The organism is Streptomyces sp. NPDC054796 (genome assembly GCF_053611545.1).
In genome coordinates this window covers 156,727-180,681 of the sequence record NZ_JBSHAO010000004.1, presented here as the reverse complement: position 1 = coordinate 180,681, position 23,955 = coordinate 156,727, and the positions used below count along the sequence as shown (strand labels likewise).

General features: G+C 74.7%; 21 protein-coding genes. 10 read left to right on the top strand and 11 right to left on the bottom strand.

Annotated features, from left to right (window positions below):
- The first annotated feature begins 44 nt into the window (after positions 1-44).
- Positions 45-893 carry a (2Fe-2S)-binding protein gene (locus tag ACWGJ2_RS05330; RefSeq protein ID WP_453344602.1) on the top strand — a complete coding sequence of 283 codons (849 nt, stop codon included), beginning with the start codon at positions 45-47 and terminating at the stop codon, positions 891-893.
- 216 nt (positions 894-1,109) lie between these two features.
- Positions 1,110-2,330, top strand: a complete 1,221-nt coding sequence (locus ACWGJ2_RS05325) for a DUF2637 domain-containing protein (protein WP_453344601.1) — start codon at positions 1,110-1,112, stop codon at positions 2,328-2,330.
- Positions 2,331-2,491: 161 nt separating this feature from the next.
- On the opposite strand, the gene ACWGJ2_RS05320 is transcribed toward ACWGJ2_RS05325, so the two are convergent.
- Positions 2,492-3,268, bottom strand: a complete 777-nt coding sequence (locus tag ACWGJ2_RS05320) for a hypothetical protein (RefSeq protein WP_453344600.1) — start codon at positions 3,266-3,268, stop codon at positions 2,492-2,494.
- A 184-nt stretch (positions 3,269-3,452) separates the two neighbouring features.
- On the bottom strand, positions 3,453-5,180 hold the full coding sequence (locus tag ACWGJ2_RS05315; protein ID WP_453344599.1) for a protein phosphatase 2C domain-containing protein: 1,728 nt from the start codon (positions 5,178-5,180) through the stop codon (positions 3,453-3,455).
- Between the two features lie 139 nt (positions 5,181-5,319).
- On the opposite strand from ACWGJ2_RS05315, the gene ACWGJ2_RS05310 reads away from it, so the two are divergent.
- Positions 5,320-5,802 carry a DUF456 domain-containing protein gene (locus tag ACWGJ2_RS05310; RefSeq protein ID WP_453344682.1) on the top strand — a complete coding sequence of 161 codons (483 nt, stop codon included), beginning with the start codon at positions 5,320-5,322 and terminating at the stop codon, positions 5,800-5,802.
- A 63-nt stretch (positions 5,803-5,865) separates the two neighbouring features.
- Here ACWGJ2_RS05310 and ACWGJ2_RS05305 read toward each other — a convergent pair whose 3' ends face one another.
- The 6 genes from ACWGJ2_RS05305 to ACWGJ2_RS05280 form a co-directional block, all read right to left on the bottom strand.
- Complete coding sequence (locus ACWGJ2_RS05305) at positions 5,866-6,393, bottom strand: methylated-DNA--[protein]-cysteine S-methyltransferase (RefSeq protein ID WP_453344598.1); 528 nt, start codon at positions 6,391-6,393, stop codon at positions 5,866-5,868.
- Positions 6,390-8,108 carry a DNA-3-methyladenine glycosylase 2 family protein gene (locus ACWGJ2_RS05300; RefSeq protein ID WP_453344597.1) on the bottom strand — a complete coding sequence of 573 codons (1,719 nt, stop codon included), beginning with the start codon at positions 8,106-8,108 and terminating at the stop codon, positions 6,390-6,392. The genes ACWGJ2_RS05305 and ACWGJ2_RS05300 overlap by 4 nt, the downstream gene beginning before the upstream one ends.
- A 33-nt stretch (positions 8,109-8,141) precedes the next feature.
- A complete protein-coding gene (locus ACWGJ2_RS05295; protein WP_453344596.1) occupies positions 8,142-9,356 on the bottom strand; it encodes an MFS transporter in 1,215 nt (404 codons plus the stop codon).
- Between the two features lie 78 nt (positions 9,357-9,434).
- Positions 9,435-9,965: a hypothetical protein gene (locus ACWGJ2_RS05290; RefSeq protein ID WP_453344681.1), complete on the bottom strand. Its 531-nt coding sequence runs from the start codon at positions 9,963-9,965 to the stop codon at positions 9,435-9,437.
- 145 nt (positions 9,966-10,110) lie between these two features.
- Positions 10,111-11,295 carry a ribosome small subunit-dependent GTPase A gene (gene rsgA, locus ACWGJ2_RS05285; RefSeq protein WP_453344595.1) on the bottom strand — a complete coding sequence of 395 codons (1,185 nt, stop codon included), beginning with the start codon at positions 11,293-11,295 and terminating at the stop codon, positions 10,111-10,113.
- A 283-nt stretch (positions 11,296-11,578) separates the two neighbouring features.
- Positions 11,579-12,712, bottom strand: coding sequence for a YihY/virulence factor BrkB family protein (locus tag ACWGJ2_RS05280; protein WP_453344594.1), 1,134 nt, complete (start codon positions 12,710-12,712; stop codon positions 11,579-11,581).
- 18 nt (positions 12,713-12,730) lie between these two features.
- Here ACWGJ2_RS05280 and ACWGJ2_RS05275 point away from each other — a divergent pair, with 18 nt between their 5' ends.
- Positions 12,731-14,392, top strand: a complete 1,662-nt coding sequence (locus tag ACWGJ2_RS05275) for an acyl-CoA dehydrogenase family protein (protein WP_453344593.1) — start codon at positions 12,731-12,733, stop codon at positions 14,390-14,392.
- A 52-nt stretch (positions 14,393-14,444) separates the two neighbouring features.
- Here the strand turns inward: ACWGJ2_RS05275 and ACWGJ2_RS05270 are convergent, their stop codons facing one another.
- A complete protein-coding gene (locus tag ACWGJ2_RS05270; RefSeq protein ID WP_453344592.1) occupies positions 14,445-15,395 on the bottom strand; it encodes a carbohydrate kinase family protein in 951 nt (316 codons plus the stop codon).
- A 188-nt stretch (positions 15,396-15,583) separates the two neighbouring features.
- Here ACWGJ2_RS05270 and ACWGJ2_RS05265 point away from each other — a divergent pair, with 188 nt between their 5' ends.
- Both ACWGJ2_RS05265 and ACWGJ2_RS05260 read left to right on the top strand, forming a co-directional pair.
- Entirely contained in the window at positions 15,584-16,612 is a 1,029-nt protein-coding gene (locus ACWGJ2_RS05265) for a LacI family DNA-binding transcriptional regulator (protein WP_453344591.1), read from the top strand.
- 578 nt (positions 16,613-17,190) lie between these two features.
- The gene (locus tag ACWGJ2_RS05260; RefSeq protein ID WP_453344680.1) at positions 17,191-17,958 is read left to right on the top strand and encodes a GNAT family N-acetyltransferase; all 768 of its coding nucleotides are present in this window, start codon (positions 17,191-17,193) and stop codon (positions 17,956-17,958) included.
- Between the two features lie 441 nt (positions 17,959-18,399).
- Here the strand turns inward: ACWGJ2_RS05260 and ACWGJ2_RS05255 are convergent, their stop codons facing one another.
- Positions 18,400-19,149, bottom strand: a complete 750-nt coding sequence (locus tag ACWGJ2_RS05255) for an SAM-dependent methyltransferase (RefSeq protein WP_453344590.1) — start codon at positions 19,147-19,149, stop codon at positions 18,400-18,402.
- A gap of 115 nt (positions 19,150-19,264) precedes the next feature.
- Between ACWGJ2_RS05255 and ACWGJ2_RS05250 the strand changes: the two genes are divergently transcribed.
- Both ACWGJ2_RS05250 and ACWGJ2_RS05245 read left to right on the top strand, forming a co-directional pair.
- Positions 19,265-21,262: an ABC-ATPase domain-containing protein gene (locus ACWGJ2_RS05250; RefSeq protein WP_453344589.1), complete on the top strand. Its 1,998-nt coding sequence runs from the start codon at positions 19,265-19,267 to the stop codon at positions 21,260-21,262.
- Positions 21,259-21,891, top strand: coding sequence for a GNAT family N-acetyltransferase (locus ACWGJ2_RS05245; protein WP_453344588.1), 633 nt, complete (start codon positions 21,259-21,261; stop codon positions 21,889-21,891). The genes ACWGJ2_RS05250 and ACWGJ2_RS05245 overlap by 4 nt, the downstream gene beginning before the upstream one ends.
- 37 nt (positions 21,892-21,928) lie before the next feature.
- On the opposite strand, the gene ACWGJ2_RS05240 is transcribed toward ACWGJ2_RS05245, so the two are convergent.
- Positions 21,929-23,056 (bottom strand): alkene reductase, encoded by a 1,128-nt coding sequence (locus ACWGJ2_RS05240; protein ID WP_453344587.1) that lies wholly within the window; start codon positions 23,054-23,056, stop codon positions 21,929-21,931.
- Positions 23,057-23,151: 95 nt separating this feature from the next.
- On the opposite strand from ACWGJ2_RS05240, the gene ACWGJ2_RS05235 reads away from it, so the two are divergent.
- Both ACWGJ2_RS05235 and ACWGJ2_RS05230 read left to right on the top strand, forming a co-directional pair.
- Positions 23,152-23,577 carry a MerR family transcriptional regulator gene (locus ACWGJ2_RS05235; protein WP_453344586.1) on the top strand — a complete coding sequence of 142 codons (426 nt, stop codon included), beginning with the start codon at positions 23,152-23,154 and terminating at the stop codon, positions 23,575-23,577.
- 171 nt (positions 23,578-23,748) lie between these two features.
- Positions 23,749-23,832: a putative leader peptide gene (locus tag ACWGJ2_RS05230; RefSeq protein WP_309471194.1), complete on the top strand. Its 84-nt coding sequence runs from the start codon at positions 23,749-23,751 to the stop codon at positions 23,830-23,832.
- Positions 23,833-23,955 lie beyond the last annotated feature (123 nt).

The window sequence follows — 23,955 nt, the reverse complement described above, 5'->3', positions numbered from 1 at the left end:
GGTAAGGCTTACCTGCTATTGATCGTCGATTCGGTGGTCCTTCCATGGCTATGCGCGCCCTCGCCCCGCCCGCCGCGACCAGCGCCGTCTCGCCGTTCACGGCCGCCTACGCGCGGCTGACCGAGGTCTTCCCGTATCTGACCGTCATCGAGAGCGAGCAGCCGCGCACCGGCGAAGGATGGGTCCGCGCGACGGAGCTCGCCGAGGGCGGCGCGGCACTGGAGGACTTCCTCTCCTGGGACGACGCGCAGGTGCTCCGCGACTACGGGAAGCGGGCGCGGCCCGACGTCATCGCGAGCTTCGGCCTCCACCGCTACGCGTACCCGGTCTGCCTGCTCGTCACCATCCCCTGGTTCCTGTACCGGCGGGTGCCGCGCATCCCGGCCGGGGCGGTCTCCTTCCAGCGGACGCTGGGCCAGGTCTCCGTCCGCATCGAGGAGTTCGCGTGCCTCCCGGACGACCCGGCGGCAGACTCGCCCGGCGCACGCGTCGTCCCCGACGAGGAGGCGCTGCGCGCCGAGGTGCGGCAGGCGGTGGCCGAGCATCTGGCCCCGGTCCTCGAAGGCTTCCGCCCGCGCATGCGGCGCAGGGAGCGGGCGCTGTGGGGCATGGCGACGGACGAGATCACCGAGGGCCTCTGGTATCTCGGGCACCTCCTCGGCGAGGAGGAGCGCGCGATGCGCGAGGCGGGCGAGCTGCTGCCGGGCGCCACCGCGCCGTACGCGCAGGGCGCCTCCTTCCGCGAGCTGACCGGCCCCGAGGGCGAGACCCTGGCGACGCGCGACCGCGCGAGCTGCTGCTTCTTCTACACCCTCCGCCCCGAGGACACCTGCGTCACCTGCCCGCGCACCTGTGACGCCGAGCGCGTCGAGCGGCTGACCAGCAGCCGCTAGCCCGTTCGACCCAGAACGCCCCTGTCCGTGGGGGCTGACGCCCTTTGGCTGTCTCTTGTGGCGAAACCGCCTGCCGCGAGGTGCCGCTGAGCCAAGATGCTCGGCGACAGCGAAGCAAGCCAAGCAAGCACGGCGCCGCCGATCCTCCGGTCTTCCGGTACTCCGGCCTTCCGGTCCTCCGATGTGTGGTCCGCCGTGCGGCAAGGGGCACAGCCGATGAGACTGACGGACATATCGCTGAACTGGGTACTGGCGAGCGCCGTGCTGCTCGTGGGCGCCCTCGCGGCGGTCGTCGTGATGACACGGGGACGCAAGCACGGTGACAGCGGTGCCGGCGGCGCCGATGGCGACGGGCAGGACAAGGGCACGCCGACGGACTCGTGGGAGCGCATGGAAGAGCGTCGACGCCGCAAGGAGACGCTGTACGCGACGGCGTCCTATCTGCTCCTGTTCTGCTGTGCGGCGGTCGCCGCCGCGCTCTCCTTCCACGGGCTCGTCGGCTTCGGCCGCCAGAACCTGCGCCTCTCCGGCGGCTGGGAGTACCTCGTCCCCTTCGGCCTCGACGGCGCCGCCATGTTCTCCGCGGTGATCGCCGTGCGGGAGGCCAGCCACGGGGACGCCTCACTCGGGTCCCGGCTGCTGGTGTGGACGTTCGCGGGCGCCGCCGCCTGGTTCAACTGGGTGCACGCACCCCGGGGCATCGACCACGCCGGGGCACCGCAGTTCTTCGCCGGGATGTCGCTCTCCGCAGCGATCCTCTTCGACCGCGCGCTCAAGCAGACCCGGCGCGCCGCGCTGCGCGAACAGGGCCTGGTGCCGCGCCCTTTGCCGCAGATCCGGGTCGTGCGCTGGGTGCGCGCGCCACGGGAGACGTTCCGCGCCTGGTCGCTGATGCTGCTGGAAGGCGTTCGGACGCTGGACGAGGCGGTCGACGAGGTGCGCGACGAGCGCCGCAGGAACGAGCAGGACCGTATCCGCAGAAGGGAGCAGGAGAAGCTGGACCGGGCCCGGGTCAAGGCACTCAACCGCCAGCACCGCATGTGGGGCAGGGGGCGCGGCACCCGCCAGCTCGACGTGGAGCTGGCGGCGCCAGGAGCGGGCACCGTCGCCCAGCCGGGCGCCACGCCCGGTGCCCCACTCGCCGCCGACCCCGGGGGCGGCGCCCCGGGCCAGCTTCCGGCGCGCTCGCGGCCCGCGCTCCAGGCCGTCGTGGACGACGGTGGGGCGGGCGCGACGGGCGCGACGGGCTTGGCGTCGGCGGGTCCGGCGGGTTCGGCGGGCGGCCCCGGCGCGGAGGCGCGGTCGCGCGGGACGGACAGGCACAGGGACGGGAGCCCGCAGGACAGGTCAGGGGCCGACGACGAGTCCAACGCCGCCAGCCCCCGGCTCGACTCGCTGGAGGAGAAACTCGCCGAGATCGAGCGGCAGTTCGGCTGAGGGCGGCGCGGGAACGGCCGGCTCGACGGCCAGGACCGCGCCCCTGACCCGTCGAACCGTCGCGTGACCCGTCGAGCCGTACGGCACGCACGGTGCCCGGTCCCCCGTCGTCACCGGCGCGGGACCGGGCGCCGTCTCTGTTCAGGGCCCGGATCCAGGGTCTACGGGTGCAGCGCGGTCCTGGCCTCCTCCGTGACGTCGAGGGAGGCCGTCGTCGCGACCGTGAGGAGGACGTCGCCACCGGAGAGGGCCGGGACGCCCAGGGCCGCGCTCAGTTCGCTCGCCGCGTTGTCGCTGAGCACCAGCGCGCCCCGGAACCGCACCGAGCCGTCCCGCGTGACGCGCGTGTCCCCCTTGTCCCCCTCGCTCTTGAAGCGCCCCAGATAGGCGGGCTTGCCGTCGATGCGGCCCGTGACGGTGCGGGTGTCCAGGTCCGTCTGGAGGCCGCCGAGGGTGACGCGCGTACCGGCCCCGGCACCGGCGAACGTCAGCCCGCTCCCGTATGCGACGACGCCGCCCTTGATCCTGCCGCCGCCCACGGCGAGGTGGCTGCGCTCGTCGACGGGCAGCTCGGCACCGCCGCCCCGCACGAGGTCGGCGCCCGCGCGTTCGCTCACGTCGGCGCGGCTCTTGGTCACGGCGACGGCCTGGGTACCGAGCTTCGCGCGCACCTCCTGGCCGAGCGCGACCAGGCCCTTGCCGTCCCTGAACCGCACGGGCACCTCCGCGCGTGGCACGTCGCCGCCGGCGGCGGGGCCCTGCGGAGGCGGTCCGGGCCGAGGCCCGGCGAGGGCCGTCGGGCAGACGAGCGCGGCGACGGCCGTACCCGCGCAGGCCAGCGCCGCCGCACGGGCGAGCGCGCGGCCCCGGCGGTGAGGGGGCGCCGTTCGCCGCGCGGCGCTGGTCGGGGCTTCCGGAAGCTGGTATCGCGCACGCATGGGTCCACGGACCCCTTTCTGCTTCTGCGACGAGGACGGCGCCCGCCGCGTGCCGGGCACTGCCCATGACCCTCCCGTGCGGGTGGGGGCCGGGCCACCGTCGCGACTCGCTTCCAGCCGTACGGACGACGCCGGGTTCATTCGATCCGGTGCCGTCCGCCCCGTCCTGCCCTCGGCGGGCGGGTCAGCTCTCCCATACGGCCACGGCCGTACGGTCCCCGTCGTGTCCACGCGCCCGGAGCTGCACGTCGGCGAGGTAGGCGGCCAGGCCGGGCGGCTCGCCCTTCGCCACCTCGCCCCAGCGTGCGGCGAGGTGCGCGGCGAAGGCGGGCTCCTCGCGCATCGGCGCCGCGAAGCCCGGGCTGCACAGGAGCAGCGTGTCGCCGGGGCGCGCGACGGACGCGCGGAACCGGAAGCGGCGGCGCCGGAAGCCCTCCGCTTCGCCGCCCTGGGGTGTCTCTCGCGGATCGGGCGGGGTGGGCGCCGGGCCGGGCGGCCGGCCTGGTGGCTGTCCTTGCGGCTGGACGCGCAGGTCCATCGTGGGCTCCGGCGCGGCGGCCTGGTCCTGGGCGCCGGTGGGCTCGTACGGGCGCGCGCCGTAGCCGACGACGGGCGCGCCGGTCACGTCCTTCTCGTCCGGCACGGCGGGCTCAAGGTCCTGCCAGGAGCCGTCGCGCAGCCGGAGGAGGCCGCCCTCTCCGGCTCCGAAGAAGACCCGCGTCGAACAGCGCGGGTCGGCGGGCAGCAGCAGGCAGCGAAGATCGGCCGTGTACTGGTCGGGCCGCAGGCCCAGCGCGGCGGCCTGGGCGCGCAGCATGCCGTAGCTGCGGTCGGTGAGACGGTTCAGGCCGGACTTCAGCGCCTCCCTCCGGCCGCCGTGGATGTCCTCGACGAGGCGGGCGTGGCTGCGGCCCAGCGCGCCGCCGATCGACTGGCACACCTCGCGCGCTGCGCGGTGCGCGCCGGGCACGCCGGGCGGCCCCGCAGCGACGGCGACCATCAGCAGCGCGTTCTCGCCCTCGCCGAACCGTGCGGTGAGCAGCGCGTCCGCGCGCAGTTCACCGCTCCGGCGGGCCGCCTCGCCCCGTACGGAGGCGGCGCGGAGGGTCAGGGAGCCGTAGTGCGCGCCGTCGAGCACGGTGTCGGGCACCAGCTCCGAGAGCGCGGCCGGATCGGCGACGGGCAGCGCGACGGGCTCCGCGCCGTGCGCGGGCGGTACCTCGCCGACGTGGGCTGGACGCGGCACGGGTTCCGCCGCGCGGGCGGGCGGGGACGGGGCGCGCTCGTCGGGAGCGGTGCGGGGGCCGGGGACGAGGGGCGACGGCTGCGTCACGTCACGCCCGCTCCCAGGGCTCGCCCCTGGCTCGGACGGGGCGCGGCCACTGGGCGGGGTGCCGGGGCCGGTCCCGGGGTCGCCGCCCTCGGCGGGCGCGGGGTCGGCGCCGGTCCCGGTGTCGGTCGCCATCTCGTTTCCGGGCGAGGCGGACGCGTACGGCTCCGTGACACCGGGGCGGGGAGCAGCGGGCGCGGGCCCGGTCACCGCCTCATCGCCGGGCAGGGCGGACGCGTACGGCTCCGTGGCGCCGGGACGGGGAGCGGCGGAGGCGGGCCCGTGCGGCTCGGACTCAGACGCGGACGCGGGCTCGGGCTCCTTGGGTTCGCGTGGGGGAGGGACGGGGCGCCCCGGTGGCTCGGGGGCGGGTGCGGCGTCCGGTGTCTCCTGCTCCGGGGCGTCCCCGCCGCGGGGGGCCGTCTCGGGGCCCATGGTGCGGGTCACCGAGTCGAAGCGGTCGTCCAGGGTGTCACCGGCGCGGGTGCGGCCGGTGTCGGGCGCCTCCGGGTCGTACAACTCGCTCCACCAGTCGTCCCGTTCGCCGGGACCCGGACCACGATGATCCCCCTCTTGGCTCATGCCCTTATTGTCCACCGCACGGCCTCAGGGGGAAGGCCGTACGGTAGAACGAGTGACCTTTGTTCACACAGCGTGACCAGCACAGCGAGCGCAAGCGGGCACACTCGTGCACCCTTGGCCCATGGTGACCACGGGAACCATGGGCACATGGCAGTTGCTGCTCGTCGGGCTCGTCATGCTGCTCGGCCTCTTCGGCGCCGTGCTCCCCGGGGTGCCAGGACCGCTGGTCGTCTGGGCCGCCGTCTTCTGGTGGTCGGTGTACGAGCGGGCCGGGCCCGCGTGGTGGCTGCTCGTGGTGGCCACGGGGCTGCTGCTCGCGAACGCCGCGGTGCAGCTGCTGATCCCCTCGCGGGTGCGCCGCTCGACGGACGTGCGCCGTTGGGCGCTGCTGTTCGCGGGCGGCACGGGCATCGTGGGGTTCTTCGTCGTACCGGTGATCGGGGTGGTACCGGGGTTCCTCGCCGGGTTGTACGGGTGGGAACGCGTCCGGCTCGGCAGCCGTGCCTCGGCCGCCGCGTCGGCGCGTACGGTCATGCGCGCCATCGGGCTCAAGGTGCTGATCGAGCTGTCCGCCTGCCTGCTGGTCGCGGGCGCGTGGCTCGCGGTGCTGGTGCGGTGGTGACCCCCGGGGCGGCCCCCGCCCGTGACCCGTGACCCCCAACCCGTCGACGCGCCCGTCAGTCCGTCACAGCACCCCCTCCAGCGTGAGCAGCAGCCGCTTGCGGTCGAGGCCGCCCGCGTAGCCCGTCAGGGTGCCGTCGGCGCCGATGACGCGGTGGCACGGGCGGACGATCAGCAGGGGGTTGGCGCCGATCGCGCCGCCGACGGCGCGCACCGCCGCGCGGGAGGCGCCGACGCGCGCGGCGATCTCGCCGTACGTGGTCGTCGCGCCGAACGGGACGCTGTCCAGCGCGGTCCAGACGCGCTCCCTGAACTCCGTGCCCCGTGTGGTGAAGCGGAGGCTGAACTCCTTCAGGTCGCCCGCGAAGTACGCGTCCAGTTGCGCGCGGGCCTCGGCGAAGGCCGTGTCGTCCCGCATCCAGTGCGGCTGCGGCACGGTGGCACCCCGCTGTCCTGGCACCGAGAGCGAGGCGAGCGCCGTGCCGTCGCCTGTGAGGGTGAGGGGGCCCAGGGGGCTGTCGTGCAGGGCCCACACAGTGACGGGCGCGGTGGGCGTGGTGTCGGTCTCCGTGTCGGTCTCGGCCGTGCTCATCGGGCGTTCTCCTGACTTTCCGTGGTGGCGTTCCAGAGGTGGTGCAGTGCGTACGAGCGCCAGGGGCGCCAGTCCTCCGCGTCGGCGAGGGAGGCTCCGGTGAGGGAGAGGCCGTGGCGTACGCCGACGTCGCCCGGGAGGAAGACGTCCGGGTCCCCGAGCGCGCGCATGCGCATATAGCCCGCCGTCCAGGGGCCGATGCCGCGCAGCGCGAGCAGCGCCCGCTCGGCCTCGTCGCGGTCGGCGCCGGGGTCCAGGGCGACGGTGCCGTCCGCGAGCGCCGCCGTCACCGTGCGCAGTGTCGCGCGCCGCGACTCGGGCATGCCCAGCTCGCCCAGCGGCGCCCCCGCGAGGAGACCGGCGTCCGGGAACAGGTGGGTCAGGCCGCCGTCGGGCGCGGGCAGCGGCTTCCCGTACGCGGCGACGAGCGTTCCCGCGAGGGTCCTGGCAGCGGCGACGGTGATCTGCTGGCCGAGCACCGCGCGTACGGCCAGCTCGTGCGGGTCGGCCGCGCCGGGCGAGCGCAGTCCGGGCGCGGCGGCGACGAGGGGGCCCAGTACGGGGTGGCAGCCGAGGCGCTCGGCGACGGCGTACGGGTCGGCGTCGAGGTCGAACAGGCGGCGGATCCGCTGCACGGCGGTCGTCAGATCGCGCAGGTCGGCGAGGTGGAGGCGGCATTCGAGCCAGCCGCTGCCATGGCGCGGACCTCGCCCACCGTCCGGTGCCGGTGCCGGTTCCGGTTCCAGTGCCAGTGCCGGTTCCAGTGCCGGTTCCAGTGCCAGTGCCGGTTCCAGTGCCAGTGCCGGTTCCAGTGCCGGTTCCAGTGCCAGTGCCGGTGCCGGTGCCGGTGCATGTGTCTGACGTCCGTGCGCCGTGTCCGCGCCCGCGTGCTCGTGCACCTCCACGATGCCCGTGCCGTACGGCAGGCTCAGGGTGCGTCGGTACGTGCGGTGCCCCGGCGCGCCCGTCATCTCCTCGACGCCGGGGATCGCGCGCCGCTCCAGGAAGCCGAAGACCTGCCCGGCGTCGTACGGGCCCCGGTAGGCGAGCCGCAGCGGCACCCCCGTGGCCGCCGTCGCGTCGGCACCGGCGTCGGCGGAATCGCCCGCCCCCGCCCCCGTCCCGGTGCGCGGGGCGAGCGGCAGCGTGTGGCCGCCGCGTGCCGCGCTCTCGCGCAGCGCGCTCGGCGTGCGCGCGTAGATCTCCCGCATCGTGTCGTTGAACTGCCGGACGCTCGCGAAGCCCGAGGCGAACGCGACCTCCGTCACCGGCAGCGGAGTCGTCTGGAGCAGCACGCGCGCCGTGTGGGCGCGCTGGGCCCTGGCGAGCGCGACGGGCCCCGCGCCGAGTTCCGCCGTGAGCTGGCGCTGCACCTGGCGCGCGCTGTAGCCGAGGCGGCGGGCGAGGCCCGCGACGCCCTCTCGGTCCACGACGCCGTCGCCGATCATCCGCATCGCGCGCCCGACGAGGTCGGCCCGTACGTTCCATTCCGGTGACCCCGGCGCCGTGTCGGGGCGGCACCTGCGGCAGGCGCGGAAGCCCGCGCCCTGCGCCGCCGCGGCCGAGGGGTAGAAGGTGACGTTCACCCGCTTCGGGGTCACGGCGGGGCAGCTCGGGCGGCAGTAGATGCCGGTGCTGGAGACGGCGGTGAAGAACACCCCGTCGAACCGCGCGTCCCGGCTGCGTACCGCCTCGTACCTGCTGTCGTCTGTCATCACACCGTCCAGTGTGCGCCGCCCCGAACCCCCTCACTGGCGGGAATCGGACATGGTGGTCGCACCCTGTCCGCGCACCCCGCCCCGGGCACCCGGGAAGCCGAGCACGGTGCCCAGCGCCAGATACGGCACCGCCGCCAGCGCGAACAGCGTGGCGGGGCTCAGGCCCCACCAGCCCGCACCCGCCGCGTACCCGGCGAACAGCAGCACCGACGTCACCTCGGCGCCGAGGCCCGCCAGCGAGCCGACCGTCGCACGCGCGCCGCTCGTGACCCGGTCCTGGAGCCTCGCCTCGGACGTGACCAGTGCCCACTGGAAGAGACCGCAGGCGAGCGCCACCAGCGGGGCGGCGACCACCGGGCCCCCGCCCGCCGCACCGCCCAGCGCCCCGGCAGCGAGCGCCACCGCCGCGACGGCCGGCACGGGCCCGAACCAGCGGCCACCGCGCCCCGCGTACCAGCCGCCCACGGCGACACCCGCGTCGGCGAGCAGCACGAACAGGGGGACGGCCGGTTCGGCGGCGCCCAGTGAGGCCAGGAGCAGCGGGATGTACTCGTCGATGGCGAGCACCCCGCTCACGACGGCGACCAGCACCACGGCCCGGCGCACGGCGCGCTCCGTACGGACCTGCGCGAGTCCCTCGCGCAACGTCGCCAGCGGACCCGGCTCCGCCGCTTCCGCTTCCCCGTCCCCGCCGGATCCGACGGCCGCCCGTGGCGCGCGCGTCTCGGGGAGCGCGCGTCCGGCCAGCGCGCCGAGCACACAGACCGCGACGCTCGCCGCGCCGAGTGCCCCGTAGCCGCCGACCGCGAAGACGGGCGCCGCCAGCGCCGTGGCGGCCATCATGCCCGTCGTGCCGAGGGCGCGGGCGCGGCCCATGAGCCGCGCGTACGTGTCCGTCGCGCCCGCCTGCTCCAGCTCCTCGTAGACGAGCGCTTCGAGCGTCCCCGAGCGCAGCGCGGACCCCGCGCCCCACAGCACGAACCCCGCCGCGAAGGACGCGTAGCAGGGCAGCAGCGTCCACAGGGCGAAGCCGGCGCCCGTCAGCAGCGGGGCGAGCGTGAGGAGACGGCGGCGGGAGACGAGGTCGGCCCAGACGCCGGAGGGCACCTCAAGGGCGAAGGAGGTGACCGACCAGAGGACGAACAGCGAGGAGATCTCGGCCGGAGAAAGACCGCTGCGCGCGAACAGCAGCGCGTACACCGGGTAGATGAGGACGAAGTCCTCCAGCCCGGCATACGCGTACAAGCCACGTCTCAGGCGTGGGCCGGAGGCACCCTGGGCAGGGGCGGCGAAGAATCAACATCGTCGGAACATGCGGCGATCCTACGTCGAAGGGGCCGAGCGCGGCAGCCTCTGGAGCAGTCCCCAGGTGAACTCCGCGACCACGCTGTGCGGCGTGCCCGCCGCGTCCGGCGCCGTGAACGCGAGCGCCCAGCGCGTGGGCGCCGAGCCCTCCAGCGGGCGCGCGGGCGCGAAGGCGCGGGCCGCCTCGTCGACGGTGCAGGACCAGGGCGCCAGGTCCTCCAGCGTCCGCAGCTCGGGCGCCGCCGCGCCGGGCGCGCGGACGAGCCACTCGTTCCACACGGCGCCGCCCGGCCCCGTCAGCACCTCGAAGCGCAGCTCGGGCCAGAGCGGCACATGCCAGGTCAGCGCCTCGCAGTCGAGGTCGCCGATGCGGCGGCGCGCGGTGTCGGCGGGCGGGCCCAGCACGGAGCGGTAGCGGGCGGCGGCGCCGCGCCCGCGCGGGGAGCGGGTCATGGCCTGCCAGCGGCGGTTGGCCTCCCGCATCTCGGCCCGCCCCGCGTCCAGCGCGCGCAGCGCGTCCTCCACGAGGCCGGGCTGGAAGTCGGCCATGCGGCGCAGGAGTACGAGCTGGAACTGTCGGGGCCCGAAGGGGCCCGGGTCCGGTGGCACGGAGCCGACGGTAGCAACCGCCGTCCCCGTGCCGGAGCGGGTACCGGAACCCGTGGACCGGGCCCGGACGCGCCGGACGCGCGGGTCAGCCGCCGTAGCGGGGCGGGCGCTTGCGTTCCATCATGTGGCGGCCGAGCGCCTGCCGCTGCTTGAACGTCCGCTTCCGCTCGGCCCGCAGCCGCGCGTCCGTACGGGCCGCGAGGCGGGCGTTCTCGCGCAGCAGCTTGCGGTAGCTGTCGAGGCGGCGTTCGGGCAGTGTGCCGTCCTCGACGGCGGCGAGGACGGCGCAGTCCGGTTCGGCCTCGTGCTCGCAGTCGTGGAAGCGGCAGCGCTCGGCGAGGGCCGCGATCTCGGCGAACGCCAGGCCGACGCCCTCCTCCGCTTCCCAGAGGCCGACGCCGCGCAGCCCCGGCGTGTCGATGAGCACCCCGGACACCCCGGAGGCCCCGGAGACCCCGGAGACCCCGCCCTGACCGTCGGTCGCGGGGAGCGGCAGCAGATCGCGGGTCGTGGTCGTGTGGCGCCCCTTGCCGTCGCTGTCCCGGATGGCCTGGACCTCCTGGACCTCCGCACCGAGCAGCGCGTTGGCGAGGGTGGACTTGCCCGCTCCCGACTGGCCGATGAGCACCGAGGTGCCGCCCGCGACCGAGGCGGCCAGAACGTCCAGGCCCTCCCCCGTCGCGGCGCTGACGGGCAGCACCTGGACGCCGGGCGCCGACAGTTCGGTGTCGGCGACGAGCTGGCGCACGGTGTCGGGGTCCGGCACCAGGTCCGTCTTGGTGAGGACGACGAGCGGCTGGGCGCCGCTCGTCCAGGCCAGCGAGACGAAGCGTTCGACGCGGCCGAGGTCCAGCTCCAGGTTGAGCGGGACGGCGACGAGGACGTGGTCGACGTTGGCGGCCAGCACCTGGCCTTCGGAGCGTTTGGAGGAGGCGGAGCGCAGGAACGCGGTACGGCGCGGCAGCACGGCCCGCACCTCGGGCACGCCGCGCGGTCCGGCCAGGCTCAGCGCGGCCCAGTCGCCGGTGCACAGCACGCGCGTCGGGTCGTCCGTCGCGACGGGCGCGGTGTCGGCGCGTACGGGTCCTTCGGCGGTGACCGCCTCGCACCGCCCCCGGTCGACGCGTACGACGCGCGCGGGAACGAGCCCTTGGGCCGCGTACGGCGCGAAGGCGTCGGCGGTGCGCGCGTCCCAGCCGTAACCGGCGAGGGGATGCGGCGGGGAAGAGGAGAAAGAGGAGGAATCGCCGGATGTCGGGCGAGAGTTCACTGGAGTGACCCTTTGGTGAGGGTGGTCCGGCGGCCTCGTCCCGGCGCGGATGTCGGCGCCGTGTGCGGGACGGGTTCGTCAGCCGGAGACCACGGGGGCGGGAAGGATGAGCTTCTGGATGCGGGCAGCGCCCGGCACGGCGACAGTCATCGGTCCTCACCTCCCGTACTCCGCAGTTCCTGCGTCCGCCTCTCCTCGCGGACGCGCCCACCTTAGACGGGCGCGCCCGCGCCCTCCACCCCTTTTCCCGCGTGCTCCCCCAGCACCCCGCGCCCGGCGGCCCTCAGCGCCGGTTGCGCGAGCGCAGCCGGGCCCGTACGTCGGCGTGCGGGAGGAACTTCGTCCAGCGCTCGGGGAACTCGGCGGGCGGGTCGGCCCCGTCCTCCGCCTCGCCGCCCTCGCCCTCGGCCGAGCGCATGGCGCGGCGCGCGGCGGCGGCAGCGACGACCTCGGCCGCCGCCTCCTCGCGCGCCCGCTCGTTGACGCGCCGGGCCGCCGCCGTCGCGACCGAGGGCCACACGTGGTCGATGGCGGCGTTCACCGCCGCGCCCACCAGCACCGCGAAGGCGGAGACGCCGATCCACAGCAGCACGGCGACGGGCGCGGCCAACGAGCCGTAGATCGTGGGGCCCTCGACCGTGCTGGTGAGGTAGATCCGCAGCAGGAAGCTGCCCAGCAGCCACATCACCAGGGCTACCAGCGCGCCCGGAATGTCCTCGCGCCAGGGCGAACGCACCGGCACCGACACGTGGTAGAGCGTCGTCAGGAAGGCGATCGAGAGCAGCAGCACGACCGGCCAGTAGAAGACCGTGACCAGCCACTGTGCCTGCGGCACGAGCCGCAGCACCGCGTCGGGGCCCGCCACCATCAGCGGCAGCGCGACGGCGCCGATGACGAGGGCGACGAGGTAGAGCAGGAACGCGAGCAGCCGCGTCGCGACGATGCCGCGCTGTCCGTCGAGCCCGTACATGACCGTGATCGTGTCGATGAAGACGTTCACGGCGCGGGAGCCCGACCACAGGGCCAGCGCGAAGCCGAGCGAGATCACGTCGGGCCTGCCGCCCTCGATCACGTCGTCTATGAGGGGGCGCGCGATCTCGTCGACCCCCCGGTCGGAGAGCACGGTGGCCGACGCGTCCAGGAAGTTGGTGCGGATCGAGTCGATCGTGTCGGTGCCGATCCACGCGTCGAGATAGCCGAGCAGCCCGATCAGGCCGAGCAGCAGCGGCGGGATCGAGATGAGGGTGAAGAAGGCCGCCTCGGCGGCCAGGCCCAGCACCCGGTACTCCATGCAGGAGTTGACGGTGTCCTTGAGCAGCAGCCACGCCATCTTGCGTTTCGGTACGTTCTGGTAGATGACGCGGGCTCTGCGGAGAGCCCCGCGACGGCGCTCGGGGGTTTCGTCTGCTGCTTGCACCTCCTTAACGTATCTGGCATGCCAGCCTCGACACACACTGTGACCAACCAGGCCCCGCCCCTGGTCGACTACGACGTCTTCTCCTCCGACCGTGCCCTGGCCGAGGGCGTGGCCCGGCATGTCGCCCCGGAGCGCGCCGAGGAGGCGCGGGCCGAGCTGAGCGCGCTGGGGGTGACGGCGGGGTCGGCGCGGGCGCGGGAGTGGGGCACGCAGGCGAACGAGGTGCCCCCCGTACTGCGTACGCACGACCGCTACGGCAACCGCGTCGACGAGGTGGACTTCCACCCCGCCTGGCACCAGCTCCTCACGGAGGCGGTCGGCGCCGGGCTGACGGACCCGTGGTCGCGCCCCGACGGGCAACTGCGCAGGACGGCGGGCTTCTACGTGTGGTCGCAGGTGGAGGCGGGACACGGCTGCCCCGTCTCCATGACGCACGCCGCCGTGCCCGCGCTGCGCAAGGAGCCCGCGCTGGCCGCCGAGTGGGAGCCGCTGCTGTCCTCGCACACCTACGAGCCGGGGCTCGACAAGGCCCCGGCGGACAAGGCGGGCGCCCTCGCCGGGATGGGGATGACGGAGAAGCAGGGCGGCAGCGACGTGCGCGCGAACACGACGGTGGCCGTGCCGCTGGCCGCCGAGGGCGAGTACGCGCTGACGGGGCACAAGTGGTTCTGCTCCGCGCCCATGTCGGACGCCTTCCTGGTGCTGGCGCAGGCGCCCGAGGGGCTCACCTGCTTCCTGCTGCCCCGGGTCCTGCCCGACGGCAGCCGCAACGCGTTCCGCGTCCAGCGGCTCAAGGACAAGCTCGGCAACCGCTCCAACGCCTCCAGCGAGGTGGAGTTCGACGGCGCCACCTGGGTGCGGCGCGTGGGCGAGGAGGGGCGCGGGGTGGCCACCATCATCGAGATGGTCGCGGCGACCCGGCTCGACTGCGTGACCGGTTCGGCCGCGCTGATGCGGCAGGCCGTCGCGCAGGCGAGCCACCATGCGGCGCACCGGAGCGCGTTCGGCGGCGAGCTGATCGACAAGCCGCTGATGCGGAACGTGCTGGCCGACCTCGCGCTGGAGTCGGAGGCCGCGACGGCGCTGGCGCTGCGCCTGGCCGCCGCGTACGACGGCGCCACGGCGGGCGGCGAGGGCAGCGAGCACGAGCGGCAGTTGCTGCGGCTGGCCGTGCCCGTCGCGAAATACTGGGTGACCAAGCGCTGCACGCCGCACGTCGCCGAGGCGCTGGAGTGCCTGGGCGGCAACGGCTATGTGGAGGAGTCGGGCATGCCGCGACTGCTGCGCGAGTCGCCGCTCAACTCGATCTGGGAGGGCTCGGGGAACGTCCAGGCGCTCGACGTGCTGCGCGCGCTCCAGCGCGAGCCGCAGGCGCTGAACGCGTTCCTCAGCGAGATCGGGCAGGCCCGCGGCGCCGACCACCGGCTCGACGGCGCCATCAAGTCCGTCCTCGCCGAACTGGCCGACCTCGACGGCATCGAGGCGCGGGCGCGGCGCCTGGTGGAGCGGCTGGCGCTGGTGCTCCAGGGCTCGCTGCTGGTGCGGTACGCGCCGTCAGCCGTCGCCGACGCGTTCTGCGCCTCGCGGCTGGGCGGCGACTGGGGCTCGGCCTTCGGCACGCTGCCCCACACCCTCGACCTGGCGTCGATCGTGGAGCGGGCCCGTCCTGGGGCGGACTGAGCCCTGGCGTCACGAGGCGGGCGAGCTTTGACGGGGAGGGCGGGCGGGCCCCTCAGCGCGTGAGGTCCCCCGCCCACGGCGGGTTCGCGCCGCGCACCGCGCAGACGGCGGCCGCCACCCGCGTCCCGAAGTCCAGGGCACGCCCGACGCCCGCCTCCCCGAGTCCATCCAGACGGCCGCCCAGCTCCCCGTCCTCGGACAGCGAGTGGAGGAGACCCGCCATGAACGAGTCGCCCGCGCCGACCGTGTCCACGACCTTCGTGGGCGGCGTCGGCACCCTGAAGCGCGTGCCGTCGAGCGAGGCGAACACGCCCTCGCCGCCGAGGGTGACGACGACGAGCCGGGCCCCGTACCCGTGGAAGGTGTCGGCGGCCCGCTCGACACCCGCACCGGGCAGCAGGTGTTCGAGGTCGTCGTCCGAGAGCCGGAGGATGTCGGCGGCGGCGCACCAGCGCGGGAGGCGGGCCGCGACGGCCGCCGGATCGACCAGCAGCGGCCGGACGTTCGGATCGACGGAGACGGTGGCCCGCTCCCGCACCTCGTCGAGCAGATCCTCGATCGCGGCGCCGCCCGGCGCCCGTACGAGCGCGAGGGAACCGGTGTGCAGACAGCGCATCGGCTGCCGGGCCGCCGCCGCCAGCTCGTCCGGGGTCCAGCCCCAGTCGGCGGTGCCCTCGGCGTGGAAGGAGTAGTCGGCGCGGCCGTCCTCGTCCAAATCGGCGACGGCGAGAGTGCTCGGCTCGGACGCGGCGACGGCCCCGGCCAGATCGACGCCCGACGCGGTCAGATGGGTGCGGAAGAGCCTGCCGAAGACGTCGGAGGACAGCCTTCCGAGGAAGCGGGTGGGCGTGCCGAGCCGCGCGAGCGCCACCGCCGTGTTCGCGGGGCCGCCGCCCGGCAGCACCTCAAGGCCGATCGCGGGCGTCCCCGGATCGTCCGGCGCGGGGGTGACGAACGCGTCGGCGACGCACTCTCCCAGTACGGCGATGGACTCGGCGGTCATGTGCGGGGCCTTTCGCGTTGCGCGGTCTCACGGCGGCTGGCACGACCCCGCCATCCGGCGCGCTCGCCACGGGGTCCGCGGCGGAGTCCACCACTCCGTACCCTCGATGTCAACGTTGACATCGATCTTCGCCGCAGGCCGCGACGGGGGTACGGTCTGGGCGGACAGCGCGCAGAGGAGTACGGAAGATGACGGGTTCGCGGCGGCCCACGCTGACGGATGTGGCACGCCGCGTCGGCATCAGCGCGAAGACCGTCTCCCGCGTGCTCAACGGTGACGGGCCCGTCTCCGACGCCACCCGCGAGAAGGTGCTCGCCGCCGTCTCCGAACTGGGCTTCCGGCCCAACCTGATGGCACGCAACATGCGCGTGGGCGGGCGCGACTCGACCGTCGGACTGATCGTCCCCGAGATCGCGAACCCCTTCTTCAGCACCGTCGCGGGCGGCATCGAGGAAGCGGTGCGCGACCGGGGGCTGACGCTGCTCCTCGGCTCCTCCGACGAGGACGCGGCCAAGGAACGGACCCTCGTCAACTCCTTCCTCGCGCGCCGCGTCTCCGTGCTCCTGATCGCGCCCGCGCACGGCGCGGACCACCGCTTCCTGCGCCGCGAACGCGAGGGCGGGCTGCCCCTCGTCTTCCTCGACCGGCCCGCGGCCGGGCTCGCCGCCGACTCCGTCGTCAGCGCCAACATGGCGGGGGCGCGCGAGGGCACGGCGCATCTGCTGGCGCACGGGCACCGGCGCATCGGCTTCCTCGGGGACCTGCCCGGGTCCCTCTACACCCGCAGGGAGCGGTTCCGCGGCTACCGCGCCGCGCTCGCCGAGGCGGACGTCCCCTACGACAGGGCGCTCGTCGCCGAGGCGCACGACGCGGAGGCCGCGGGCGCGGCCACGCATCGGCTCCTCGCGCTGGACGACCCGCCCACGGCGCTGTTCACCGCCAACAACCTCGCCTCGCTCGGCGCGCTCCCCGCGCTGGCGGCGGCGGGCCGCCGCGACGTGGCCATCGTCGGCTTCGACGACCTCCCGCTCGCCTCCGTGCTGGAGCCCGGCCTGACCGTCGTCGCCCAGGACCCCGTGGCGATGGGCAGAACGGCGGCCGAACTGGCCCTCTCCCGCCTCGACGGCCACCGCGGCGCGGCCCGCACGACAACGGTTCCCGTCCGGCTGGTGCGGAGGGGGTCGGCCGAGCGGGGCCCTACGCGGGGGGCGGAATGAAACGAAGGGCTGGCCCTTCACTGGGCTGCACCCCTTCACGGGGTTCGAGGTGAAGGCCTCACGGGGTGCGGGTCCCCTTCGCGGGGGGCGGAAGGAAACGGGGGGTAGGCCCTTCACGGGGGTGTTGCGCGGGACGGTTGGCCGGTGTGGTGCGCGCTGTAGGGTCCCGCGCTGATTTTTGTGCCGCGGCACGGGGTGGGGGCGCTGCGTGGGGGTGCGGTTTCGTTTCCGGGTGCGGCTGTGTGGCTTCGGCGCGGCGTGTGGACCAGTACGACGCGGCTGGCGCCGCGTGGTTCTTGGTGCCTGCCGGTGGCCGTGTGGGGTTGCTGTGTGGTGGGGGTCGGCGCCGCGCCGGGGTGTCTCCTCGGCGTGAAGGTCTCGTGTTCGGCTTTCCGCCCGGTGACTTGCTCGTCCTGCGGGGACACCCCACCACGTCCCCTCCCGGCCGGTGGCCAACCTCCGGCCCGCTCCTACTGTTGTGGGCAAGCGCCCCGAGGGGCACGCGCCCTGGAAGGGGTGTCCTGGGGACGTCGCGTCGGGCGTGATGGACTCGGGGGATGACCGCGCCACTCTCCCTCATGGAACGCAACCTCGCCGAGCACGCCTGCTACCTGCACCGTGGCACGCCCGGTATGACCGTCACGGAGGACGAGGATCTGGTCGTCGCCGACAGTGGGCTGCACGACGACACGTTCAACATCGTGGCGCGGGCGCGTTTCGGTGAGGAGGCGGCCGAGGACCGTATCGCGGAAACCGTCGCAAAGCTGAAGGACACGGGCCGCCCCTTCTCGTGGTGGGTGGGGCCCTCTTCGTCGCCCGGTGATCTCTCCGCGCGGCTGACGGATGCGGGCCTGGCCCCCTCCGAGCGCGAGACGGCGATGTGGATGACGCTCGACGAGCCGGTGGCCCCGGAGGAGGAAGGGGCCCTGCGGGTCACGGCCGTCGCGTCCCCCGAGGAACTGGCCGACTACGCGACCGTGCTCGCCGCGAACTGGCAGCCGCCCGCCGAGACCGTCCTGCGCTTCTACGCGGAGACCGCGCCGCGCGTCCTCGCCGCCGACTGTCCCTCCCAACTGCTGGTGGGCCGCGTCGACGGACGCCCGGTCGGCACGGCCGAGGTCTTCCACCACGCGGACGTCGCGGGCCTCTACAACATCAGCGTCCTCGCGCCCTTCCGACGGCGTGGGTTCGGCGGCGCCATGACGCGGGCCGCGTTGCGTGCGGCCCGCGACGGTGGGGAGAACACCGTGGTCCTCCAGGCATCGACCGAGGGCGAACCCGTCTACCAGCGCCTCGGCTTCCACCCCGCGGGCCACTTCACGGAACACGCCCACGAGGCGACGTAACAGCCTGGCCCTGCCAGGCGTGCGCTCTCCCGGGCGCCCCTTGGGGTTTCGTGGCGCGTCTACCCACAACAGTTGGAGCGGGCCGGAGGTCGGCCACCGGGTGGGAGGTGGTGTGCCGGGGTGTCCCCGCAGGTCGAGAAAGTCACCGGCGGAAAGCCGAACACGATGGCTTCACGCCGAGGAGACACCCCGGCGCGGCACCGACCCCCACCACACAGCAACCCCACACGGCCACCGGCACAAGCCAAGAACCACGCGGCCCTGGCCTCGTCGCACCGCAACCACACGCCGCGCCGAAGCCACCGGCCCGCACCCGAACACGGCGCCAAGCCACACGACGCGCCCCCGTGACGCGGCACAAAAATCAGCGCGGGACCCTACGGCGCCCACCTGAGAGGCCGACCGTCCCGCGCAACACCCCCGTGAAACGGAGGAACCCCCTCAAGCGCCCCGCAACAGAAGCGTGACGAAGCCGAACGTGCCGCGGTAGGTGTGGAGCCAACCGTCGCGGTGGGCGTGGGCGGCGTTGAGGGCGGCGGCGCTGTCGGGGTCGGTGGGGTTGGCCAGGGCCCAGCGCGAGAGGCTGCCGGTCCACGACCACTCGTACGCGTCCCACTCCGCGAGGCTGCTGACGTGCCCGTACACGGGGACCCACCCGTCGGCCGTGACGCGGTCGACGGTGGTGGCCAGGTCGTCGTAGTCGTCCGCCTCGGCGCCGAGTTCCGCCAGCGTGGCGGGGGTCGGAGGGCGCTCCCAGAAGCCTTCCCCGACGAGCACGGAGCCGCCCGCCGCGAGGTGACCGCGCGCGGCTTCGAGGGTGGGGAGGAGGCCGCCGAACGCGTGCGTGCTCCCGACGCACAGCACGAGGTCGTACCGGTGCGGGGACGTGAACTCGCGCGCGTCGCCCTGGTGGAGTGTGGCCCGGTCGCCCACACCGGCCGCGTCGAGGGAGCGCCGCGCCTCGGTGAGCGCGATGGCGGACACGTCCACGCCCTCACCGCGCGCCCCCGGCCGCCCCGCCAGCGCCCGCGCCAGCCATTCCCCCTCCCCGCACCCGAGGTCGAGCAGCCGCTCCCCTCCCCCGTCATCGGGCAGCGCCCGCTGGAGAAGGGTCCGTACGGAGGTGTCGTCGAGCGGGGACGCGACGGGGTGGTCGCGGTGGGCGAGGGAGCTGAGGCGTTGGCGTTCCATGGCGGACATGGTCCACGGCGAGCACGCGAAAGGCTCACGATTTACGGTGGGGCCGACAGAGGACACCCCGACCCGATCCGACGACCTGACAGACGAACCGAGAGGGAAACGCGCTGTGCAACGTTCCGGAGGCGGCGCCCGTGACGGCGGGCGAGGCGGCAATCGAGGCGGCGGCCGGGGTGGTGACCGCGGGTACCGCGGAAACCGCGGCGGCCCGCGCGAGCGGCGCCCCCACGACGGCCACGGCGCCCCGGGCGCCCGTCACGGACACCGGGCCCACGACGCCTACGACGACCACGGCGATGCCGCGCCCCGTTCGCCCCGTCGCAGCCCGCGCCAGGGGCTCGACGGCGAACTCCGCGCCCTGGACGGTGGCCCGTACGGCCGCTACAAGGGCCTCGTCGGCCCCTGGGAGCTGCCGCTCCCGTCGGGCGGCGGCTGCGTCGTCGAGCTGGTGCGGGCGCAGGCCGATCCCTTCGCTCCTCCGGCGCGGGTCGCCGTGCGCGTGGACGGCGCCACCGCGGGCTTTCCGCGCGAGCTGTGGGCGACCCCGGTCCGGCGCAGGGCGCTGGCCGGCTTCCTGGTGCGGCGTGCCGCAGCCGGCGCCTCGGGCGAGCGCGCGCTGAGCGTGGACGGCGGCGGCCAGGAGGTGCTGGACCGCAGCTCGTGCCGCGTCGACCCGGAGGACGGCTCCGTCACCCTGCGCCTCGGCGCGGCGCTCCCGGGCCAGGGCCGCCGCATCGACGGGCGCGCGGCGCAGCGGCTGCTGTGCCGCCTGCTGCCCGAGATCGCCGAACGGTCGCTGCTGTACGGGTCGCTGGACGCGGACGAGGTCCGCAGGTTCGTGGACACGGTGGAGGATTCCGACATGCTGCGCGCCGCGCTTCCGGCGCGCGGGCTGGTCGCGTTCGTCGCGGACGGCGCGGTGCTGCCGCGTCGCAGCGGCGTGGACGACCGGCCGGCGACCGGTTCGGGCGTGGTGCCCTTCGCATCGCCGGAGGAGCTGCGGGTGTCGGTGGAGCTGCCGCACGCGGGCCGGGTCACCGGCATGGGCATCCCGGAGGGCGTGACGCTGGTCGTCGGCGGCGGTTTCCACGGGAAGTCGACCCTGCTGCGGGCGCTGGAGACGGGCATCTGGGATCACGTGCCGGGCGACGGGCGCGAGCTGGTGGTGTCGCGGGACGACACCGTGAAGCTGCGTGCCGAGGACGGGCGCGGCGTGGAGCGGGTGGACGTGCACGCGTTTGTGGATCATCTGCCGACGGGCGCCGACACCTCCGACTTCTCCACCGACAACGCCTCGGGTTCCACCTCGCAGGCCGCTTCCCTGTGCGAGGCCGTGGAGGCGGGTGCGCGGGTGCTGCTGATCGACGAGGACACCGCGGCCACCAATCTGATGATCCGGGACGCGCGGATGCAGGCCCTGGTCGCGAAGGAGCACGAGCCGCTGACGCCGCTGGTGGACTCCGTGCGCTCCCTGCACCGTGATCACGGGGTGTCCACGGTGCTGGTGATGGGCGGTTCGGGGGACTATCTGGAGGTGGCGGATCTGGTGCTGATGATGGACGCGTACCAGCCGTCGGACGCGACCGCGCGGGCCCGCGAGGTGGCCGCCGTGCCCACGGGGCGCCGGGCCGAGGCCGAGCACTTCCCGCCCGTGGTGCACCGCCGTCCGGTGCCGGAGTCGCTGGACTCGCAGGCGCGCGGCCGTACGCGGGTGCGGGCGCGCGGCGAGGACGCGCTGAGCTTCGGCGAGAGCGAGGTGGACCTGCGCGCCGTTGAGCAGATCGCCGATCCTCGGCAGGTGGTCGGCATCGGGCTGGCCATGGAGCTGCTGGTGCGGCGCGGGCACGTCGACGGGAACCGTACGCTCGCGCAGGCGCTGGACCTCCTCGACGCCGATCTCGGGGACGCGGAAGGCGGCGGGGGCGTGGAGCTGCTGCTCTCGGTGCGCGACGAGGACTTCGCGGTGCCGCGCCGCTTCGAGACCGCCGCTGCGCTCAACCGGCTGCGCGGGCTGCGGGTGCGCCGGGACGGTGCGGACGCGGCCGATGCGGCGGACGCGGCCGATGCGGCGGACGCGGCCGATGCGGCGGACGGGGCGGGCTCATGAGCGGCGGCCCTGACCGTGACCGTACGAACCAGGTGCTCCCGGTGACCACCTGGTCCCTGGAGCAGACGGCGCCCTCCGACCTCGTACCGGCCCGCGTTCCGGACGCCTCGTCCGGCATCCGGATCGAACGGGCCGAGGTGCCCACGCCCGAGTTCAGCCGCTTCCTCTACACGGCCGTCGGCGGCGACGTCGCCTGGACGGACCGGCTGCCGTGGACGTTCGGGCGGTGGCGGGAGTTCCTGGAGCGGCCCGGCGTGGAGACGTGGGTGGCGTACGAGCGGGGCACGCCGGCGGGGTTCATCGAGCTGGACGGCGCGAGCAGCCCCGGCACGGTGGAGATCAGCTACTTCGGGCTGGCCCCCGCCTTCCGTGGCCGTCGCATCGGCGGCCATCTCCTCGCCACCGGTACGGAGCGCGCCTGGGACCTGGCACTGCGGTGGCCCGGGCATCCGGTGACGACGCGGGTGTGGGTCAAGACGTGCAGCAAGGACGGCCCGTACGCGCTGGGCAACTACGAGCGGCGCGGCTTCCGTGTCTTCGAGAAGAAGACCGAGGACGAGCCCGAGCCGACGGTGCCGGGCCCGTGGCCCGGCGCGGAACGTCCGCTGGGGGAGCGTCCCGGCACGTAGGGCCCCTTCTCCGAACACCGGCCCGGCCCCGCCCTCGTCACACGTCGGCGAGCGACGGGTAGTCGGTGTAGCCGGTCTCTCCGCCCACGTACATCAGGTACGCCTCGCGCACGGGGTTGAGGGGCGCGCCGGTGCGGAGCCGCTCGACCAGGTCGGGGTTGGCCAGGAAGGGGCGGCCGAGCGCGATGAGGTCGGCGCCGGCGGCCAGCAGGCGCCCGGCCTCGCGCAGGCCGCCGTCGGCGGGGACGGCGTCGCGGGGCAGCACGGGGTTGGCGATGAGCGTGCCGGGCCAGGCGGCGCGCAGCTCGTGGAAGAGGGGCTGGTCCGGGTCGGCGTAGCCGAGGTGCAGATAGGCCAGGCCGCTGTCCGCGAGGGCGTCGACGAGCGCGGGGTAGATGCTGCCGGTGTCGCCCTCGTCCATGCCGTTGACGGTGTTGCCCGGCGAGACGCGCAGCCCTGTCCGCTCGGGCCCGATCGCCTCGGCGACGGCCCTGACCACCTCCACGACGAAGCGGATGCGCCCCGTCACGGGGCCGCCGTAGGCGTCGGTGCGGCGGTTGGTGTTCCGGCCGAGGAACTGGTGGAGGAGGTAGCCGTTGGCGCTGTGCACCTCGACCCCGGCGAAGCCCGCTTCCAGTGCCCTGCGGGCCGCGGCGGCGAAGTCGGCCACGGTGGAGCGGATCTCCTCGGTGGTCATCTCGCGGGGGACGACGGCGTCCTTGCGTCCGCCGGGCGTGTGGAGCGTCTCCGGGAGCGGCACGGGCGAGGGCGCGACGGGGGTGAGCCCGCTGGTGTCGGGGTGGCCGACCCGGCCGCCGTGCTGGATCTGGAGGAACATCCGGCCACCGGCTTCGGCGACGGCGTCCGTGACGCGACGCCAGCCGGTCACGTGCGCGTCGTCGTGGATCGCGGTGATGTGCGGGTAGGTCTGTCCGACGGCGTTCGGGGTGGCCGCCTCCGCGATGATCAGTCCGGCGGAGGCGCGCTGTGCGTAGTAGGTGGCCATCATGGGCCGCGGCACACCGTCCGCCGTGGCGCGGTTGCGGGTCATCGGGGCCATCACCAGGCGGTTGGGCAGGGTGAGGGTGCCGAGGCCAGCGGGTTCGAAGAGGCGCGAGGTGTCCGGGGCGGCCGGGGTGTCCAGGGTGCGGGGTGTGTGCGTCATGCCGGGTACCGTAGAACCTGACATTGGTGTCAGATTCAAGCCCGGCCCTCGCCGCTCAGCCCGGCCCCGGGGCGCCCCCACGCGAGGAGTCCACCATGCGGATCGGTGAGCTGGCGCGGCGTACCGCCGTGAGCGAGCGTTCGCTGCGCTACTACGAGAAGCAGGGACTGCTGTCCGCTGACCGCACCCCCGGCGGCCACCGCGACTACGGCGAGGGCGCCGTGGACCGGGTCGTCCTCGTGCAGGAGCTGTTCGCCGCCGGGCTGTGCAGCGAGAAGATCGCGCAATTGCTGCCGTGCATGCGCGACACGGACGGCGGCCCCTCCGAGACCGCCACCCCGCGCCTGGTCTCCGATCTGACGGTGGAGCGCGAGCGCATCGACCGGATGATCGGCGATCTGCTCCGCTCCCGCGACGTGCTGGACGAGGTCATCGAGGCGGCGGCCTCCGGACAGCTCCGCGCCGCCGCACCCACCCCCGCGCCCACCTCCTCCGGCGCCCCGGAGAAGGGGCGCCGCTGAGGACCCCGGCGCCGCGTCCGGGGCCGCACCCCGGGGAAGCGGGAGGCACCGGAAGTATTCCCGCGCGGCCCCTGTGTGACGGACTCCACACGCGTCCGCGATGCGAGACGATCTCGTCCACATAGCGGATAACAGTGGACTCCCCTCTCACGCGCGTGCAACGCTTCCGTCATGTCTCGCGCTGGAATCGCCTTGGTGAGTCGACGTCACGTCGACCTCGGCCGCATGTCCAGCGCCATCTGTCCGGCGGGCTGACAGTCTCAGCGCCGCCGATCTCCGAGCCGCCCCCGATGTCGCGGGCGCGCGGTCTCCCTGCCTGACGTACCCCACCGCGTCGCGGTCCTTCCGCGTGCGCGGCTGCGCCGTGCGCGCGTACGT

Coding starts and splice junctions, on each gene's coding strand:
- ACWGJ2_RS05320 (WP_453344600.1), bottom strand. CDS start 3,268: ATGCGTGCGCGATACCAGCTTCCGGAAGCCCCGACCAGCGCCGCGCGG.
- ACWGJ2_RS05315 (WP_453344599.1), bottom strand. CDS start 5,180: ATGAGCCAAGAGGGGGATCATCGTGGTCCGGGTCCCGGCGAACGGGAC.
- ACWGJ2_RS05310 (WP_453344682.1), top strand. CDS start 5,320: ATGGGCACATGGCAGTTGCTGCTCGTCGGGCTCGTCATGCTGCTCGGC.
- ACWGJ2_RS05300 (WP_453344597.1), bottom strand. CDS start 8,108: ATGACAGACGACAGCAGGTACGAGGCGGTACGCAGCCGGGACGCGCGG.
- ACWGJ2_RS05325 (WP_453344601.1), top strand. CDS start 1,110: ATGAGACTGACGGACATATCGCTGAACTGGGTACTGGCGAGCGCCGTG.
- ACWGJ2_RS05305 (WP_453344598.1), bottom strand. CDS start 6,393: ATGAGCACGGCCGAGACCGACACGGAGACCGACACCACGCCCACCGCG.
- ACWGJ2_RS05235 (WP_453344586.1), top strand. CDS start 23,152: ATGCGGATCGGTGAGCTGGCGCGGCGTACCGCCGTGAGCGAGCGTTCG.
- ACWGJ2_RS05330 (WP_453344602.1), top strand. CDS start 45: ATGGCTATGCGCGCCCTCGCCCCGCCCGCCGCGACCAGCGCCGTCTCG.
- ACWGJ2_RS05270 (WP_453344592.1), bottom strand. CDS start 15,395: ATGACCGCCGAGTCCATCGCCGTACTGGGAGAGTGCGTCGCCGACGCG.
- ACWGJ2_RS05230 (WP_309471194.1), top strand. CDS start 23,749: ATGTCTCGCGCTGGAATCGCCTTGGTGAGTCGACGTCACGTCGACCTC.
- ACWGJ2_RS05275 (WP_453344593.1), top strand. CDS start 12,731: ATGCCAGCCTCGACACACACTGTGACCAACCAGGCCCCGCCCCTGGTC.
- ACWGJ2_RS05245 (WP_453344588.1), top strand. CDS start 21,259: ATGAGCGGCGGCCCTGACCGTGACCGTACGAACCAGGTGCTCCCGGTG.
- ACWGJ2_RS05240 (WP_453344587.1), bottom strand. CDS start 23,056: ATGACGCACACACCCCGCACCCTGGACACCCCGGCCGCCCCGGACACC.
- ACWGJ2_RS05260 (WP_453344680.1), top strand. CDS start 17,191: ATGGAACGCAACCTCGCCGAGCACGCCTGCTACCTGCACCGTGGCACG.
- ACWGJ2_RS05290 (WP_453344681.1), bottom strand. CDS start 9,965: ATGGCCGACTTCCAGCCCGGCCTCGTGGAGGACGCGCTGCGCGCGCTG.
- ACWGJ2_RS05265 (WP_453344591.1), top strand. CDS start 15,584: ATGACGGGTTCGCGGCGGCCCACGCTGACGGATGTGGCACGCCGCGTC.
- ACWGJ2_RS05255 (WP_453344590.1), bottom strand. CDS start 19,149: ATGGAACGCCAACGCCTCAGCTCCCTCGCCCACCGCGACCACCCCGTC.